This window comes from Pulveribacter sp. (assembly GCF_032079985.1).
GTDB lineage: Bacteria > Pseudomonadota > Gammaproteobacteria > Burkholderiales > Burkholderiaceae_C > Melaminivora.
In genome coordinates this window covers 258,620-273,937 of the sequence record NZ_DAMATK010000002.1, presented here as the reverse complement: position 1 = coordinate 273,937, position 15,318 = coordinate 258,620, and the positions used below count along the sequence as shown (strand labels likewise).

Genomic DNA, 15,318 nt, shown 5'->3' with positions numbered 1-15,318 from the left:
TACCGCTGAGCTAATCACCCGCGTCGCGCTATGCGACAAGCCCGCGATTATGGCACAGGTTTCAGGCCGCGGCGGAGAAACTGCGCCAAACCGTCTTGCCGTCGCTGGCCTTGTCGATCTGCGCCAGTACGTCCTCGTGCGCGGCGAGCTCCTCGGGGGTGGGCGCCAGCACGGGCAGGGCGAACTGGCTCAGGTCCACGGCGGACAGGGGCTGGCCGTCCGCGCCGGAGCCGGCCTCGTCCATGATCAGCAGAGCATCCTGCCCACGCGTGAGGTTGATGTAGACGTCGGCCAGCAGCTCCGCGTCCAGCAGCGCGCCGTGCAGCTGGCGACCGGAGTTGTCCACGCCCAGGCGGTCGCACAGCGCGTCCAGCGAGTTGCGCTTGCCCGGGTACATCTCCTTGGCCATTGCCAGGGTGTCGGTGATGCCGGCCACGTGCTCGGCGAGCGGCGGCAGGCCGAGCAGCTCCAGCTCCTTGTCCAGGAAGCCGACGTCGAAGCTGGCGTTGTGGATGATCAGCTCGGCGCCGCGCAGGTAGTCCAGGATGTCCCGCGCGCACTCGGCGAACTTGGGCTTGTCGCGCAGGAAGTCGCTGGTGATGCCGTGCACCCGCAGCGCCTCCTCGTGGCTTTCGCGCTCGGGGTTGATGTACAGGTGCAGGTTGTTACCGGTGAGCTTGCGGTGCACCAGTTCCACGCAGCCCAGCTCGAGGATGCGGTCGCCGTCGGCGGCCGACAGGCCGGTGGTTTCCGTATCGAGGACGATCTGGCGGGTCATGGCCGATCAGTTCTCGCGCGCGTGGTTGATGGTGTATTTGGGGATTTCCACCGTCACGTCGTCCTGCGCCAGGATGGCCTGGCAGGACAGGCGCGACTGCGGCTCCAGGCCCCATGCGCGGTCCAGCAGGTCTTCTTCCTCTTCCTCGGCCTCGTTCAGAGAGTCGTAGCCCTTGCGCACGATGACGTGGCAGGTGGTGCAGGCGCAGCTCATGTCGCAGGCGTGCTCGATGTTGATGCCGCCCTCCAGCAGCGCCTCGCAGATGGAGGTGCCGGCCGGGGCACTGATCTCGGTGCCCTCGGGGGCGTATTCGGGATGGGGCAGGATCTTGATGACGGGCATGGTGCTTGTCGTGTGCTTTCTTTGCGTTCTCTCGTGCGTCAGAGCGTGTCCACGCTCTTGCCGGCCAGGGCCTGGCGGATGCCGCGGTTCATGCGCTGGGCGGCAAAGCCTTCGGTGCCCTTGGCCAGGGCGGCGGTGGCGGCTTCCACCTCGGCAGCGCCCGCATCCTGCTGCAGCGCGGCGCGCAGCGCCTGCATCAGCGTGTCGATGGCGGCGCGCTCGGCGGCGTCCAGCACGTCGCCGTCCGCATCCAGGGCGCTTTGCGTGGCGATCAGCAGGCGGTCGGCGTCCACGCGCGCCTCGGCGAGGGCGCGGGCCTGCATGTCCTGCTGCGCGGTGGCAAAGCCTTCCTGCAGCATGCGGGCGATCTGCTCGTCCGAAAGGCCGTACGACGGCTTCACGTCGATGCGCGCCTCCACCCCGCTGCCCTGCTCGCGCGCGCTCACGCTCAGCAGGCCGTCGGCGTCCACCGTGAAGGTCACGCGGATGCGTGCCGCGCCTGCCGCCATGGGCGGAATGCCGCGCAGCTCGAAGCGCGCCAGGCTGCGGCAGTCCGCCACCAGGTCGCGCTCGCCCTGCACCACGTGGATGGCCAGGGCCGTCTGGCCGTCCTTGTAGGTGGTGAAGTCCTGCGCCTTGGCGGTGGGGATGGTCTCGTTGCGCTGCACGATGCGCTCCACCAGGCCGCCCATGGTCTCTAGCCCCAACGACAGCGGGATCACGTCCAGCAGCAGCAGATCACCGGCGTTGTCATTGCCGGCCAGCTGGTTGGCCTGGATGGCGGCGCCCAGGGCCACGACCTCGTCCGGGTTAAGGTTGGTCAGCGGCTCGCGGCCGAAGAAGTCGGCTACGGCGCGGCGCACCTGGGGCATGCGCGTGGAGCCGCCCACCAGCACCACGCCCTGCACCTCGTCGCGCCCGATTTGGGCGTCGCGCAGCGCACGGCGCACGGCGGCCAGCGAGCGCTGGGTCAGCGCCTCGGTGGCTGCGGCGAAGTCGGCGCGGTTGACATCCAATTGGTGGTTTACGCCCGCCAGCTCTGCGCTGAACGCTACGGTTTCGTGAGCAGTCAGGGCCTCCTTGCAAGCCCGCGCGGCCAGGCGCACGGCGGCCTTGTCGGCGGGCGTGTCGGCGCTCAGGCCCAGGCGCTGCAGGGCCCAGGCGGCCAGGGCGGCGTCGTAGTCGTCGCCGCCCAGGGCCGAGTCGCCGCCGGTGGCGATGACCTCGAACACGCCGCGGGTCAGGCGCAGGATGGAGATGTCGAAGGTGCCGCCGCCCAGGTCGTAGACGGCATAGACGCCCTCGGCAGCGTTGTCCAGCCCGTAGGCGATGGCCGCGGCCGTGGGCTCGTTGATCAGGCGCAGCAGGTGCAGGCCGGCCAGCTGGGCGGCGTCCTTGGTGGCCTGGCGCTGGGCGTCGTCGAAGTAGGCGGGCACGGTGATGACGGCGCCGTACAGGTCGGCGTCGAAGCTGTCCTCGGCGCGCTGGCGCAGCGTGGCCAGGATCTCGGCACTGACCTCCACCGGCGACTTGATGCCGTCAGCCGTCTGCAGGCTGAGCATGCCGCCCTCGCCCGGCGCCTGCGGCGGCACGAAGTCGTACGGCAGGCTGGCGCGGTCGGCAATATCACCCAGCGCGCGACCCATGAAGCGCTTGGCCGAGGCGATGGTATTGGCCGCGTCCTGGCGCTGTGCATCGAGCGCCGCATAGCCGATCTGCCGCCCGCCGCCCTGCAGGTAGCGCACCACGGAGGGCAGCAGCACCCGGCCCTGCTCGTCCGGCAGGCACTCGGCCGTGCCGCTTTTCACCGCGGCCACCAGCGAGTGGGTGGTGCCCAGGTCGATGCCGACGGCGATGCGCCGCTGGTGCGGGTCGGGCGACTGGCCGGGTTCGGAGATCTGCAAAAGCGCCATGTCGTTGTTTCTTGTTCCGTGGATTCTTGGGGCAACCCGTTATTGTCCCTGCTGCTCCCGGCGCAGTTCGATATCGCGGCCGAATCGCGCAATGAACATGAGGGCTCTGACTTCGCGGGCGGCGCCCGCCCAGTCCTGTTGCTCGTCGATGAGCTGCTGCAGCCGGGTGGTGGCGGCGCGGCGCTCGCCGTCCATGTCGTCCTCCAGCGCGTCCAGCTGGGCGGGGGACTCGGCCTCTTCCAGGGCCTCGCGCCACTGCATCTGCTGCATCAAAAACTGCGCCGGCATGGCTGTGTTGTCCTCCGCGCGGATGGGCGCCCCGTGCAGCTCGCACAGGTAGGCGGCGCGCTTGAGCGGGTCTTTTAGGCGCTGGTAGGCCTCGTTGATGCGCACCGACCACTGCATGGCCACGCGCTGCGCGGCCGGCCCCTGGGCGGCGAAGCGGTCGGGGTGGGCCTCGCGCTGCAGCTCCTTCCAGCGCGCGTCCAGCTGGGCGCGGTCCTGCGCGAAGCGGCGCGGCACGGCGAACAGTTCGAAATCGTCGGATTGCAGGTTCATATCAAAAATGTGAGCAGCTGCCGCTTTTCCAGAGCTGTTTTGCGATGGTTTTCATGGTCAAAACCCCGATATTCAAGCGCGAGCAGCTATTGTTTCTGAAGCACCATCCCCAAAAAAAACCGCCAGCACGCGACGCGATGGCGGTTCGTACGGCGGGCGCACCGGCAGCGCGGCCCGGCTCTTCAGACGCGGAAGCTCTCCCCGCAGCCGCAGCGGTCGCGCTCGTTGGGGTTGTTGAACCTGAAGCCCTCGTTCAGCCCCTCGCGCACGAAGTCCAGCTCGGTGCCGTCGATGTAGGCCAGGCTCTTGGGGTCGATCATGAGCTTCACGCCGTGGTCCTCGAACACCACGTCGGCCGGGTCCTGCTCGTCCACGTACTCCAGCTTGTAGGCCAGGCCGGAGCAGCCCGTGGTCTTGATGCCCAGCCGCACGCCCACGCCCTTGCCGCGACGCGACAGATAGCGCGTCACATGCCGGGCGGCGGCTTCGGTCAGGGTGATGGCCATGTGCGCCGCTCCTGTCGTCAGGCCAGCGCTTCGGCAGTGGCGCCGTGCTTGGCCTTGTAGTCGTTCACGGCGGCCTTGATGGCATCCTCGGCCAGGATGGAGCAGTGGATCTTCACGGGCGGCAGCGCCAGCTCCTGTGCGATCTCGCTGTTCTTCAGCGCAGCGGCCTCGTCCAGCGTCTTGCCCTTGACCCATTCGGTCACCAGCGACGACGAGGCAATGGCCGAGCCGCAGCCGTAGGTCTTGAAGCGCGCGTCCTCGATCACGCCGGTGTCGGGGTTGACCTTGATCTGCAGCTTCATCACGTCGCCGCATGCCGGTGCGCCGACCATGCCGGTGCCGACCGTTTCGTCGCCCTTGTCGAACGAGCCGACGTTGCGCGGGTTTTCGTAGTGGTCGATAACCTTGTCAGAGTAAGCCATGGTGTCGTTCTCCTATTCCTTGTCTTGCCGCAATCAGTGGGCCGCCCACTGGATGGTGCTCAGATCGACACCGTCCTGGAACATCTCCCACAGCGGGCTCAATTCGCGCAGCTTGGCCACGTTGTGGCGAATGGTCTGCACGGCGTAATCGATCTCTTCCTCAGTCGTGAAGCGGCCGATGGTCATGCGCAGGCTGCTGTGCGCCAGCTCGTCGCTGCGACCCAATGCGCGCAGCACGTAGCTGGGCTCCAGACTGGCCGAGGTGCAGGCCGAGCCGCTGGAAACCGCCAGGCCCTTGATGCCCATGATCAGCGACTCGCCCTCGACGTAGTTGAAGCTCATGTTCAGGTTGTGCGGCACCCGGCGTTCCAGGTCGCCGTTGATGAACACCTGCTCCACGTCCTTCAGGCCGTTCAGCAGGCGTTGCTGAAGGGCGCGCACCTTGGCCGCGTCCTGCGCCATCTCGTCTTTGGCGATGCGGAAGGCCTCGCCCATGCCGACGATCTGGTGCGTAGGCAGCGTGCCCGAGCGCATGCCGCGCTCATGGCCGCCGCCGTGCATCTGCGCCTCCAGACGCACGCGCGGCTTGCGGCGCACGTACAGCGCGCCGATGCCCTTGGGGCCATAGGTCTTGTGCGAGGCCAGGCTCATCAGGTCCACGGGCAGCTGCTTGACGTCGATCTCGACCTTGCCGGTGGCCTGGGCCGCATCGACGTGCAGCAGCACGCCCTTTTCGCGGCAGATGGCGCCGATGGCCGGAATGTCCTGGATCACGCCGATCTCGTTGTTCACGAACATGACGCTGGCAAGAACCGTGTCCGGACGAATGGCGGCCTTGAAGACTTCCAGATCCAGCAGGCCGTTTTCCTGCACGTCCAGGTAGGTCACCTCAAAGCCCTGGCGCTCCAGCTCACGCATCACGTCCAGCACGGCCTTGTGCTCGGTCTTGACGGTGATCAGGTGCTTGCCCTTGCCCTGGTAGAAGTGCGCAGCGCCCTTGATGGCCAGGTTGTTGGACTCGGTCGCACCGCTGGTCCAGACGATTTCGCGCGGGTCAGCGCCGATCAGGTCGGCCACTTGGCCGCGGGCCTTTTCCACGGCTTCTTCCGCCTCCCAACCCCAGGCATGGCTGCGCGACGCCGGGTTGCCGAAGTGCTCGCGCAGCCAGGGGATCATCGCGTCCACGACGCGCGGGTCCACGGGGGTCGTCGCGCCGTAGTCGAGGTAGATGGGAAAGTGCGGGGTCATGTCCATGGCTGGCTCAGGCTGCTTCCGGCTGGCGTTGTGTTGTTATCGGGATCGAATGCTTTACGACTTGGCAAACGCATTGCAGGTCTTCACGACTTGGCAAACGCGTTGCCAAGGGCGAACACCGAGTTGGGGGCGTTCACGCGGATGGGCTTGACCACGGGCGTGGTCGAGATGGCGCGGCGCGTGACCGGCTTGTCCTCGATCTGGATGCCCTTGGCCAGCTGCTCGTCCACCAGCTTTTGCAGCGTGACCGAGTCCAGGAACTCGACCATGCGCTGGTTCAGCGCGGCCCACAGCTCGTGCGTCATGCAGCGGCCGGCTTCGCCCAGGCAGTTTTCCTTGCCACCGCATTGCGTGGCGTCAATAGGCTCATCCACCGAGACGATAATATCGGCCACGGTGATATCGCCTGCCTTGCGGGCCAGCGTGTAGCCGCCACCGGGGCCACGGGTGGACTCCACCAGCTCATGGCGGCGCAGCTTGCCGAACAGCTGCTCCAGATACGAAAGGGAAATCTGCTGGCGCTGGCTGATTGCCGCCAGCGTGACGGGGCCGTTGTTCTGGCGCAGGGCCAGGTCAATCATGGCGGTGACCGCAAAACGGCCTTTGGTGGTGAGACGCATCGCAAGCTCCTTCAAGGTCAGGCTTGATCGTTATGAAAAGCCGTGGGGCAGCAGCCTGCGCTGGCCTTCGGCACCGTCCCCGCCCTTCTTGCCCCATGCACGCGGTCTAGGGGTTTGCTCTCAGTCGTGGGGTTGTTTTTTTCTGAATGTGTGAGGCGATTGTAGCACAAATCCCGATCTTTTTTGTCGGGTAAGTGAACTCATCAGTCACATTTCTCCCTCAACGGTCACACCACGGCGTGGTCCCCGCCGTGGGCGCCGAATACGCGGTCCTTCAACCGGGCCAACTGGTCGCGCGTGCGTGCCGCCTGTTCGAACTCCAGGTTGCGCGCGTGTTCCAGCATGCGCTTTTCCAGCCGCTTGATCTCGCGCGCGATGTCCTTTTCCGACATCTCGTCCAGCTCCGCCTGGCGGGCGGCATCCTGCTCCAGGCGGTGCGCCTCCTGGCCGGCCTTTTCGCTGTATACGCCGTCGATCAGGTCGCGCACCTGCTTGACGATGCTGCGCGGCGTGATGCCCATGGCCTCGTTGTGCGCGATCTGCTTGGCGCGGCGGCGCTCGGTCTCGCCGATGGCCTTCTTCATCGAGTCCGTGACCCGGTCCGCATACAGGATGGCCATGCCGTTGAGGTTGCGTGCCGCGCGGCCTATGGTCTGGATCAGGCTGCGCTCGGCGCGCAGGAAGCCCTCCTTGTCCGCATCCAGGATGGCCACCAGCGACACCTCGGGAATGTCCAGCCCCTCGCGCAGCAGGTTGATGCCCACCAGCACGTCGAACGCACCCAGGCGCAGGTCACGGATGATCTCCACCCGCTCCACCGTGTCGATGTCCGAGTGCAGGTAGCGCACCTTGACACCGTTGTCGGTCAGGTAGTCGGTCAGCTGCTCGGCCATGCGCTTGGTCAGCGTGGTGATCAGCACGCGCTCGTGCTTGTCCACGCGCAGCCGGATCTCCTGCAGCACGTCGTCCACCTGGTGGGTGGCGGGGCGCACCTCCACCAGCGGGTCCACCAGACCGGTGGGGCGTACCACCTGGTCCACCACCTGGCCGGAATGCTCCTTTTCGTAGTCCGCCGGCGTGGCCGACACGAAGATCACCTGACGCATGCGCGCCTCGAACTCCTCGAACTTGAGCGGCCGGTTGTCCAGCGCCGAGGGCAGGCGGAAGCCGAATTCCACCAGCGTGGTCTTGCGCGAGCGGTCGCCGTTGTACATGGCGCTGAGCTGCCCGATCATCTGGTGGCTCTCGTCCAGGAACATGAGGGCATCCTTGGGCAGGTAGTCCGTGAGCGTGCTGGGCGGCTGGCCGGGCGCAGAGCCCGACAGGTGGCGCGTGTAGTTCTCGATGCCCTTGCAGTGCCCGACCTCGCTGAGCATCTCCAGGTCGAAGCGCGTGCGCTGCTCCAGGCGCTGGGCCTCGACCAGCTTGCCCTCGCGCTCGAAGAAGTTCAGGCGCTCGGCCAGCTCGGCCTTGATGGTGTCCACGGCGGTCAGCACCTTGTCGCGCGGGGTCACGTAATGGCTGCTGGGGTAGACCGTGAAGCGCGGGATCTTCTGCTGGATGCGCCCGGTGAGCGGGTCGAACAGCTGCAGGCTCTCCACCTCGTCGTCGAACAGCTCGATGCGCACGGCCAGCTCGGAGTGCTCCGCCGGGAAGACGTCGATGGTGTCGCCGCGCACACGGAACTTGCCACGGGAAAAGTCCTGGTCGTTCCTCTGGTACTGCATGCGGATCAGCTGCGCGATCACGTCGCGCTGACCCAGCTTGTCCCCGGTGCGCAGCGTCATGATCATGCGGTGGTAGCTCTCGGGCTCGCCGATGCCGTAGATGGCCGACACCGTCGCCACGATGACCACGTCGCGCCGCTCCAGGATGCTCTTGGTGCACGACAGGCGCATCTGCTCGATGTGCTCGTTGATGGCGCTGTCTTTTTCGATGAACAGGTCGCGCTGGGGCACGTAGGCCTCGGGCTGGTAGTAGTCGTAGTAGCTGACGAAGTACTCCACCGCGTTCTTCGGGAAGAACTCGCGAAACTCGCTGTACAGCTGCGCGGCCAGCGTCTTGTTGGGCGCAAAGATGATGGCCGGCCGGCCCAGCCGAGCGATCACGTTGGCCATGGTGAAGGTCTTGCCCGAGCCGGTCACGCCCAGCAGGGTCTGAAACACCTCGCCGTCCTGCACGCCCTCCACCAGCCGCTCGATCGCCTCGGGCTGGTCGCCCGCCGGCGGATAGGGCTGGTAGAGCTGAAAGGGCGAGCCGGGGTACTGGACGAACTGCCCGCCCTCGGTGGCCGGCTCGGTGATGACTTCATGCATGGTGGCGGGGCGAACGCGCGCGGCGCATCGCCGTAAAATTGATGGTTGGCTGTGCGACAGCTTAGACAGCTTACCTAAGGCCGCCCGCCCGCAATTCCACCCCTTCGAGGACTTTCCATGTCTCTGTTTTCCGCCGTCGAAATGGCGCCCCGCGATCCCATCCTGGGCCTGAACGAACAATTCAACGCCGACCCCAACCCCAAGAAGGTCAACCTGGGCGTGGGCGTGTACTTCGACGACAACGGAAAGCTGCCCCTGCTGGCCTGTGTGCAGGCGGCCGAAAAGGCCATGATGGACAAGCCCGCCGCGCGCGGCTACCTGCCCATCGACGGCATTGCCGCCTACGACAGCGCCGTCAAGGCGCTGGTCTTCGGCGCCGATTCCGACGTGGTCCAATCCGGCCGCGTGGCCACCGTGCAGGCCATCGGTGGCACGGGCGGCCTGAAGATCGGCGCAGACTTCCTCAAGAAGCTCAACCCGAACGCCAAGGTGCTGATCTCCGACCCCAGCTGGGAAAACCACCGTGCGCTGTTCACCAACGCCGGCTTCGAGGTCGGCACCTACGCCTACTACGACGCGGCCACGCGCTCGGTGAACTTCGACGGCATGCTGGCCGACCTGCGCGCCGCCGCCCCCGGCACCATCGCAGTGCTGCATGCCTGCTGCCACAACCCCACCGGCTACGACCTGACGCCCGCCCAGTGGGACGAGGTGGTGAAGGTGGTCAAGGAGCGCGGCCTGGTCGCCTTTCTGGACATGGCCTACCAGGGCTTCGGCCACGGTATCAAGGAGGACGGCGCCGTCATCGGCAAGTTCGTCGCTGCCGGCCTGAACATCTTCGTGTCCACGTCGTTTTCCAAGAGCTTTTCGCTGTACGGCGAGCGCGTGGGCGCCCTGTCGGTGGTGGCCGCGGACAAGGACGAGGCCGCGCGCGTGCTGTCGCAGCTGAAGATCGTCGTGCGCACCAACTATTCCAACCCGCCCACGCACGGCGGCGCAGTGGTGGCTGCGGTGCTGAACGACCCGCAGCTGCGTGCGCAGTGGGAGCAGGAGCTGGGCGACATGCGCGTACGCATCAAGGCCATGCGCCAGAAACTGGTCGATGGCCTGAAGGCCGCCGGCGTGCAGCAGGACATGTCCTTCATCACCCAGCAGATCGGCATGTTCAGCTATTCCGGTCTGTCCAAGGACCAGATGGTGCGCCTGCGCAGCGAGTTCGGCGTCTACGGCACCGACACCGGTCGCATGTGCGTGGCCGCGCTCAACAGCAAGAACATCGACTATGTGTGCGAATCCATCGCCAAGGTCATGTAAGGCCTGCCCCAACGCTTCTGACTGAACCGCCTTCGGGCGGTTTTTTCATGGCTGGCAGGGAGGCACGGCACTATGGAAACAATAGCTGCTTGCGCTTGCCCCGCCTGGTCTTGAGGCCGATTTGACTACTATTGTTGCATCCGGTGCGGCCACGTCCGACAGCCACCGCGTACCGGCCCTGACACGGCCGCCCGCGCTGCAAAGCTCCAATAGGCAGCAATCATTTCAGCCGGAGACCTGTGCCATGAACCCTTTCGTCCTCACCCCCGAAATGACTTCCGCCTCCGGCACCTTCTATCCGACCGGATACGTCTTTGCGTTGTTCAAGGACGAAGATGCTGCGCGAAAGGCCGGGCAGGCCCTGTCCGACGGGGGGCACGTCGACGTGGCTCATGCCCGCCCACAGGAGATCCTGGAGCACGTCGTGCGCACCCTGGGCAATGCCGACACCCCCCTGCCCTCGGTGGGCGCGGAAGGCGTGATCGTGCGCCGCATTGCCGAATTGGCCAGCGGCGGCTGCCACGCTCTGCTGTTTGAGGCCGCGGACGACGACACGCCCGACAGCCTGCGCGACCTGCTGCAGGCGCAGGCAGCCCTGGCGGCTTTTTATTACCGTCGGCTGATCATCGAAGATCTGATCACTGCACCTGCCTGATGGAGGCAGGCGGGGTCTCAGCCGCGCCGCCCCTGCGCCTTGCCCTTGGGACCAGCGACTGGCCCGCCCTTGCGGCCTGCCGGCGCCGTGCCCGCGCGCGGCGGCAGGCCCGTGTGCTGTGTCAGCACACGGCCACGCTGCGGTTGGGAGGCTCCCGTTACCCCTCTGGCGCCCGGTGCCGACGTGGCCGCCGTGCTGTTCTTGCGCCGTGCGGACTGGTAGCCGCCATCCGTCAGCGGTTGGAAGGTCGGGATCAGGTGATGCTTGCCATTACCGATCAGGTCGGCACGGCCCATGTTCTTCAGCGCCTCGCGCAGCAGCGGCCAGTTGTTCGGGTCGTGGTAGCGCAGGAAGGCCTTGTGCAGGCGGCGCCGGCGCTCGCCGCGCACCACGTCCACCGTCTCCTCGGCCTCGTCGCGCATGTGGCGGCGCACGCGCGTGAGGGGGTTGCGACCGCTGTGGTACATGGCCGTAGCCGTGGCCATGGGGCTGGGATAGAACGCCTGCACCTGGTCGGCGCGAAAGCCGTTCTTCTTCAGCCAGACGGCCAGGTGCAGCATGTCCTCGTCGGTCGTGCCAGGGTGAGCGGCGATGAAGTAGGGAATCAAAAACTGCTTCTTGCCCGCCTCTTCGCTGTATTTTTCGAACAGCTGCTTGAAGCGGTCGTAGTTGCCGATACCCGGCTTCATCATCTTGGACAGCGGCCCGGCCTCGGTATGCTCGGGCGCGATCTTGAGGTAGCCGCCCACGTGGTGCTGCACCAGCTCGCGCACGTACTCGGGCGACTGCACGGCCAGGTCATAACGCAGACCCGAGCCGATCAGAATCTTCTTGATGCCCGGCAGCTCGCGCGCGCGGCGGTAGATCTTGATGAGTGGGTCGTGGTCGGTGTGCAGGTTCTGGCAGATGCCGGGGAAGACGCAGCTGGGCTTGCGGCAGGCGGCTTCGATCTGCGGATCGCGGCAGCCCAGACGGTACATGTTGGCCGTGGGCCCTCCTAAGTCGGAGATGGTGCCGGTAAAGCCCTTGACCTTGTCGCGGATGTCCTGCACCTCGGCAATGATGGACTCCTCGGACCGGCTCTGGATGATGCGCCCCTCGTGCTCGGTGATGGAGCAAAAGGTGCAGCCGCCAAAGCACCCGCGCATGATGTTGATGGAGGCGCGGATCATCTCCCACGCCGGAATCTTGGTCGCGCCGTCGAAGCCGCCCTTCTCGTCCGCATAGCGCGGGTGCGGGTTGCGTGCGTACGGCAGGCCGAAAACCCAGTCCATCTCGGCGGTGGTCAGCGGAATGGGCGGCGGGTTCAGCCAGACATCACGCGCGGCCGTGCCCTCGCCGTGCGCCTGCACCAGCGCGCGGGCGTTGCCGGGATTGGTCTCCAGGTGCAGTACGCGGTTGGCGTGGGCGTACAGCACCGGGTCACTCTTCACTTTCTCGAAGCTGGGCAGGCGGATCACCGTCAGCTCGCGCGGCGGCTGGGCGCCCTTGCGGCGCAGGCCGGGGTTGGGCACGAACTGGATCACCGATTCAGAGCTTTTTTGGCCTCCAGCGCTTGCCTGGCTTGCGCTGGCAGCTCCTGAATCAGGAGCATCCTCGCGCGAGCAGGCCTGGCCTTGCGTGGCGGCCTGCTCGGCCGTGGTCATGTAGGGGTTGATAGGCGGCTCGACCGCGCCGGGCTCGTCCACGCTGGTGGAGTCCAGCTCGAACCAGCCCTCAGGGCTGCTGCGGCGCACGAAGGCGGTGCCGCGCACGTCGGTGATGCTCTCCACCGGCTCGCGCCGCGCCAGGCGGTGCGCCACCTCGACCAGCGCCCGCTCGGCGTTGCCATACAGCAGCAGGTCGCACTTGGCGTCCACCACCATGGAACGGCGCACCTTGTCGCTCCAATAGTCGTAGTGGGCGATGCGGCGCAAGGACCCTTCGATGCCGCCCAGCACGATGGGCACGTCCTTGAAGGCCTCGCGGCAACGCTGGCTGTAGACGATGGCCGCACGGTCGGGGCGCTTGCCGCCCACGTCGCCGGGGGTGTAGGCGTCGTCGCTGCGGATTTTGCGGTCCGCCGTGTAGCGGTTGATCATGGAATCCATGTTGCCCGCTGTCACGCCCCAGAACAGGTTGGGCTTGCCCAGCGCCTTGAAGGCCTCGGCGCTGGTCCAGTCCGGCTGGGCGATGATGCCCACGCGAAAGCCCTGGGCCTCAAGCACGCGCCCGATCACCGCCATGCCGAAGCTGGGGTGGTCCACATACGCGTCGCCGGTGACCAGCACCACGTCGCAGCTGTCCCAGCCCAGCTGCTCCATTTCGGCGCGGCTCATGGGCAGATAGGGCGCGGTGCCAAAGCGCTTGGCCCAGTACGGGCGGTAGCTGGTCAGCGGCTTGGCGGGGCGCGGGAAGAAGGAAACGTCGGCAAAGGCGTTCATCGGCGGGCTTTCGAGCGGGGCCGGACATTCTAGGAGGCCCTCCTTGCCGGCGCTGGCGCGCGGTTATAGGCGCGGCGCCGGCCGGCGCCGCGGGGTTAAGCTCGGCCGGCCCATGTCCTACTCACTCAGCGCCCCGGCCCATCACGAACTGGTCATCAAGAAAAGTCGCTTCATCGCCTGCGTGCAGCCCGTGGACGGGCGCGCCCAGGCGCAGGCCGTGGTGGACGGATTGCGGCGCGAGCACCCTGGCGCCGCCCACGTGTGCTGGGCGCTGCTGGCCGGCGGGCAGTCGGCCGCGGTGGACGACGGCGAGCCCAGCGGCACGGCCGGGCGGCCCATGCTGGACGTGCTGCGCCACCAGCAGCTGGAGGGCGTGCTGGCCACGGTGGTGCGCTACTTCGGCGGCGTCAAGCTGGGCGCGGGCGGCCTGGTGCGTGCCTATACCGACAGCGTGGCCCAGGCCCTGCTGGGCGTCGAGAAGGTGCCGCGCCAGCGCATGGTCCAGCTGTGCCCCAGCGTGCCCTACCCGCTTGAAGGCCTGCTGCGCCGCGAGATCGCCGCCGCCGGCGCGCAGCTGCTGGACGTGCGCCATGCCTCGCAGGTCACGTTCACCCTGTCGCTGCCGGAAGCGCAGGCGGCGCCCTTCGCCGCGCGCCTGGACGAGCTGGCCAGCGGCCGGGTGGCCTGGCTGCCGGCGGACTGACGTGCGCCGGCACGCGGACCTTGGCATGCCGGACTACAGCCGCGCACCGGCGCGGCGTGGACACTGACCTGCCCGACCGCTCTGCCCTATGAACCAGACTCTCGACACCCTCATCATCGGCGCCGGCACCGCCGGGCTGGCCGCGCTGCGCGAGGTGCGCAAGCGCACGGACAACTTCCTCATCGCCAACGAAGGGCCCTGGGGCACGACCTGCGCCCGCGTGGGCTGCATGCCCTCCAAGATGCTGGTGGAGGCCGCCAATGCCCTGCACACGCGCGAGCGCTTCGACACCTTCGGCCTGCGCGGCGGCAAGGATCTGCGCGCCGACCTGCCGGCCGTGCTGCAGCGCGTGCGTGCGCTGCGCGACGAGTTCGTCGCGGGCACCATCCGCGCCAGCGACGCGGGCGGCAAGGCCGTCTCCGGCCGTGCGCGGCTGCTGGACGCGCAGCGCGTAGAGGTCGCCGGCCGCACCTACCGCACGCGCAGCGTCATCGTGGCTACGGGCTCGCGCCCGGTGGTGCCCGCCGACTGGCTGGCTTTTGGCGACCGCATCCTGACCACCGACACGCTGTTCGAGCAACCCACCCTGGGCCCGCGCATGGCCGTGATCGGCCTGGGCAGCATAGGCACCGAGATGGCGCAGGCATTAGCGCGCCTGGGCGTGGAGGTAGTGGCCTTTGTCACCAGCGAGCGCGTGGCCGGCCTGCGCGACGAGGCTGTCAACGCGACGCTGTACGAGCGCCTGAAGGGAGAGTTCGCCATCAGCGTGGGCGAGCATGCCGAGCTGCGCGAGCTGGCCGGCGGCATCGAGGTGAGCAATGGCAAGACCACCGTGGTGGTCGACCAGGTGCTGGCCGCCATGGGCCGCACGCCCAACATCGAATACCTGGGGCTGGACACGCTCGGGCCGGTGCTGGACGAGCGCGGCCTGCCGCCCGTGGATCCGTGCACGCTGCAGATCGGCGACACGCCGGTGTTCCTGGCTGGCGATGTGGACCGCGACCGCCCGCTGCTGCACGAGGCCGCGGACGAGGGCCACATGGCCGGCATCAATGCGGTGCTGGCCGCACAGGGCCGGCCCCTGCGGCACTTTCGTCGGCGCGTACCGCTGGCCATCACCTTTTCCGATCCGCAGGCGGCCAGCGTCGGCATGGCCTATGCGCAATTGCAAAAGCAACCGCACCTGGTGGGCGAGGTGGATTTTTCGCGCCAGGGCCGTGCCCGCGTGGCCCTGCGCAACGCCGGCCTGCTGCGCGTGTATGCCGAGCCGCAGACGGGTCGCCTGCTGGGTGCGCAGATGTGCGCGCCCTCGGGCGAACACCTGGCCCAGCTGCTGGCCCTTGCCATTGACCGCGAGCTGACGGTGCGGGACCTGCTGCGCATGCCCGTCTACCACCCCACGCTGGAGGAAGGCCTGCGCACCGCGCTACGCCAGCTGTCGCGCCAGCTGCCGTCGGGCAACGACTCGGACCTGTCGGACTGCGAGAACCTGGGCGCCAGCGCCCTGGACTGAAC

The 15,318-nt window shown here is 67.4% G+C and carries 14 protein-coding genes and 1 tRNA gene (1 of these 15 running past the window's edge); 4 read left to right on the top strand and 11 right to left on the bottom strand.

The genetic code is table 11. The features are described 5' to 3' along the window. The 10 genes from RT282_RS07565 to uvrB form a co-directional block, all read right to left on the bottom strand. A tRNA-Val gene (locus RT282_RS07565) sits at positions 1–20 on the bottom strand (it extends 155 nt beyond the left edge of the window). Between the two features lie 41 nt (positions 21–61). Then, a complete protein-coding gene (dnaQ, locus tag RT282_RS07560) occupies positions 62–778 on the bottom strand; it encodes a DNA polymerase III subunit epsilon (RefSeq protein ID WP_312304531.1) in 717 nt (238 codons plus the stop codon). 6 nt (positions 779–784) lie between these two features. Next, the gene (gene fdx / locus RT282_RS07555) at positions 785–1,120 is read right to left on the bottom strand and encodes an ISC system 2Fe-2S type ferredoxin (RefSeq protein WP_313313018.1); all 336 of its coding nucleotides are present in this window, start codon (positions 1,118–1,120) and stop codon (positions 785–787) included. Between the two features lie 38 nt (positions 1,121–1,158). Next, a complete protein-coding gene (gene hscA / locus RT282_RS07550) occupies positions 1,159–3,033 on the bottom strand; it encodes a Fe-S protein assembly chaperone HscA (RefSeq protein ID WP_313313016.1) in 1,875 nt (624 codons plus the stop codon). Between the two features lie 39 nt (positions 3,034–3,072). Beyond that, a complete protein-coding gene (gene hscB / locus RT282_RS07545) occupies positions 3,073–3,591 on the bottom strand; it encodes a Fe-S protein assembly co-chaperone HscB (RefSeq protein WP_313313015.1) in 519 nt (172 codons plus the stop codon). Positions 3,592–3,773: 182 nt separating this feature from the next. Next, positions 3,774–4,097, bottom strand: coding sequence for an iron-sulfur cluster assembly protein IscA (gene iscA, locus RT282_RS07540; RefSeq protein WP_312304520.1), 324 nt, complete (start codon positions 4,095–4,097; stop codon positions 3,774–3,776). 17 nt (positions 4,098–4,114) lie between these two features. After that, positions 4,115–4,519, bottom strand: a complete 405-nt coding sequence (gene iscU / locus RT282_RS07535) for a Fe-S cluster assembly scaffold IscU (protein WP_312304518.1) — start codon at positions 4,517–4,519, stop codon at positions 4,115–4,117. 33 nt (positions 4,520–4,552) lie between these two features. Further along, on the bottom strand, positions 4,553–5,773 hold the full coding sequence (locus tag RT282_RS07530) for an IscS subfamily cysteine desulfurase (RefSeq protein WP_313313013.1): 1,221 nt from the start codon (positions 5,771–5,773) through the stop codon (positions 4,553–4,555). An 83-nt stretch (positions 5,774–5,856) separates the two neighbouring features. Next, positions 5,857–6,393, bottom strand: coding sequence for a Fe-S cluster assembly transcriptional regulator IscR (iscR, locus tag RT282_RS07525; protein ID WP_106846561.1), 537 nt, complete (start codon positions 6,391–6,393; stop codon positions 5,857–5,859). 227 nt (positions 6,394–6,620) lie between these two features. After that, positions 6,621–8,708: an excinuclease ABC subunit UvrB gene (gene uvrB / locus RT282_RS07520; protein ID WP_313313011.1), complete on the bottom strand. Its 2,088-nt coding sequence runs from the start codon at positions 8,706–8,708 to the stop codon at positions 6,621–6,623. Between the two features lie 117 nt (positions 8,709–8,825). Here uvrB and RT282_RS07515 point away from each other — a divergent pair, with 117 nt between their 5' ends. Together RT282_RS07515 and RT282_RS07510 are read left to right on the top strand one after the other, a co-directional pair. Further along, complete coding sequence (locus tag RT282_RS07515; RefSeq protein WP_313313009.1) at positions 8,826–10,022, top strand: amino acid aminotransferase; 1,197 nt, start codon at positions 8,826–8,828, stop codon at positions 10,020–10,022. Positions 10,023–10,266: 244 nt separating this feature from the next. Then, the gene (locus RT282_RS07510) at positions 10,267–10,677 is read left to right on the top strand and encodes a hypothetical protein (RefSeq protein ID WP_313313007.1); all 411 of its coding nucleotides are present in this window, start codon (positions 10,267–10,269) and stop codon (positions 10,675–10,677) included. Positions 10,678–10,694: 17 nt separating this feature from the next. On the opposite strand, the gene RT282_RS07505 is transcribed toward RT282_RS07510, so the two are convergent. Then, on the bottom strand, positions 10,695–13,100 hold the full coding sequence (locus RT282_RS07505) for a YgiQ family radical SAM protein (RefSeq protein ID WP_313313006.1): 2,406 nt from the start codon (positions 13,098–13,100) through the stop codon (positions 10,695–10,697). Positions 13,101–13,212: 112 nt separating this feature from the next. On the opposite strand from RT282_RS07505, the gene RT282_RS07500 reads away from it, so the two are divergent. Then, positions 13,213–13,803: a YigZ family protein gene (locus RT282_RS07500; RefSeq protein WP_313313005.1), complete on the top strand. Its 591-nt coding sequence runs from the start codon at positions 13,213–13,215 to the stop codon at positions 13,801–13,803. Between the two features lie 88 nt (positions 13,804–13,891). Further along, on the top strand, positions 13,892–15,316 hold the full coding sequence (locus RT282_RS07495; protein WP_313313003.1) for a dihydrolipoyl dehydrogenase: 1,425 nt from the start codon (positions 13,892–13,894) through the stop codon (positions 15,314–15,316). Positions 15,317–15,318: the final 2 nt, after the last annotated feature.

Coding starts and splice junctions, on each gene's coding strand:
- dnaQ (WP_312304531.1), bottom strand. CDS start 778: ATGACCCGCCAGATCGTCCTCGATACGGAAACCACCGGCCTGTCGGCC.
- fdx (WP_313313018.1), bottom strand. CDS start 1,120: ATGCCCGTCATCAAGATCCTGCCCCATCCCGAATACGCCCCCGAGGGC.
- hscA (WP_313313016.1), bottom strand. CDS start 3,033: ATGGCGCTTTTGCAGATCTCCGAACCCGGCCAGTCGCCCGACCCGCAC.
- hscB (WP_313313015.1), bottom strand. CDS start 3,591: ATGAACCTGCAATCCGACGATTTCGAACTGTTCGCCGTGCCGCGCCGC.
- iscA (WP_312304520.1), bottom strand. CDS start 4,097: ATGGCCATCACCCTGACCGAAGCCGCCGCCCGGCATGTGACGCGCTAT.
- iscU (WP_312304518.1), bottom strand. CDS start 4,519: ATGGCTTACTCTGACAAGGTTATCGACCACTACGAAAACCCGCGCAAC.
- RT282_RS07530 (WP_313313013.1), bottom strand. CDS start 5,773: ATGGACATGACCCCGCACTTTCCCATCTACCTCGACTACGGCGCGACG.
- iscR (WP_106846561.1), bottom strand. CDS start 6,393: ATGCGTCTCACCACCAAAGGCCGTTTTGCGGTCACCGCCATGATTGAC.
- uvrB (WP_313313011.1), bottom strand. CDS start 8,708: ATGCATGAAGTCATCACCGAGCCGGCCACCGAGGGCGGGCAGTTCGTC.
- RT282_RS07515 (WP_313313009.1), top strand. CDS start 8,826: ATGTCTCTGTTTTCCGCCGTCGAAATGGCGCCCCGCGATCCCATCCTG.
- RT282_RS07510 (WP_313313007.1), top strand. CDS start 10,267: ATGAACCCTTTCGTCCTCACCCCCGAAATGACTTCCGCCTCCGGCACC.
- RT282_RS07505 (WP_313313006.1), bottom strand. CDS start 13,100: ATGAACGCCTTTGCCGACGTTTCCTTCTTCCCGCGCCCCGCCAAGCCG.
- RT282_RS07500 (WP_313313005.1), top strand. CDS start 13,213: ATGTCCTACTCACTCAGCGCCCCGGCCCATCACGAACTGGTCATCAAG.
- RT282_RS07495 (WP_313313003.1), top strand. CDS start 13,892: ATGAACCAGACTCTCGACACCCTCATCATCGGCGCCGGCACCGCCGGG.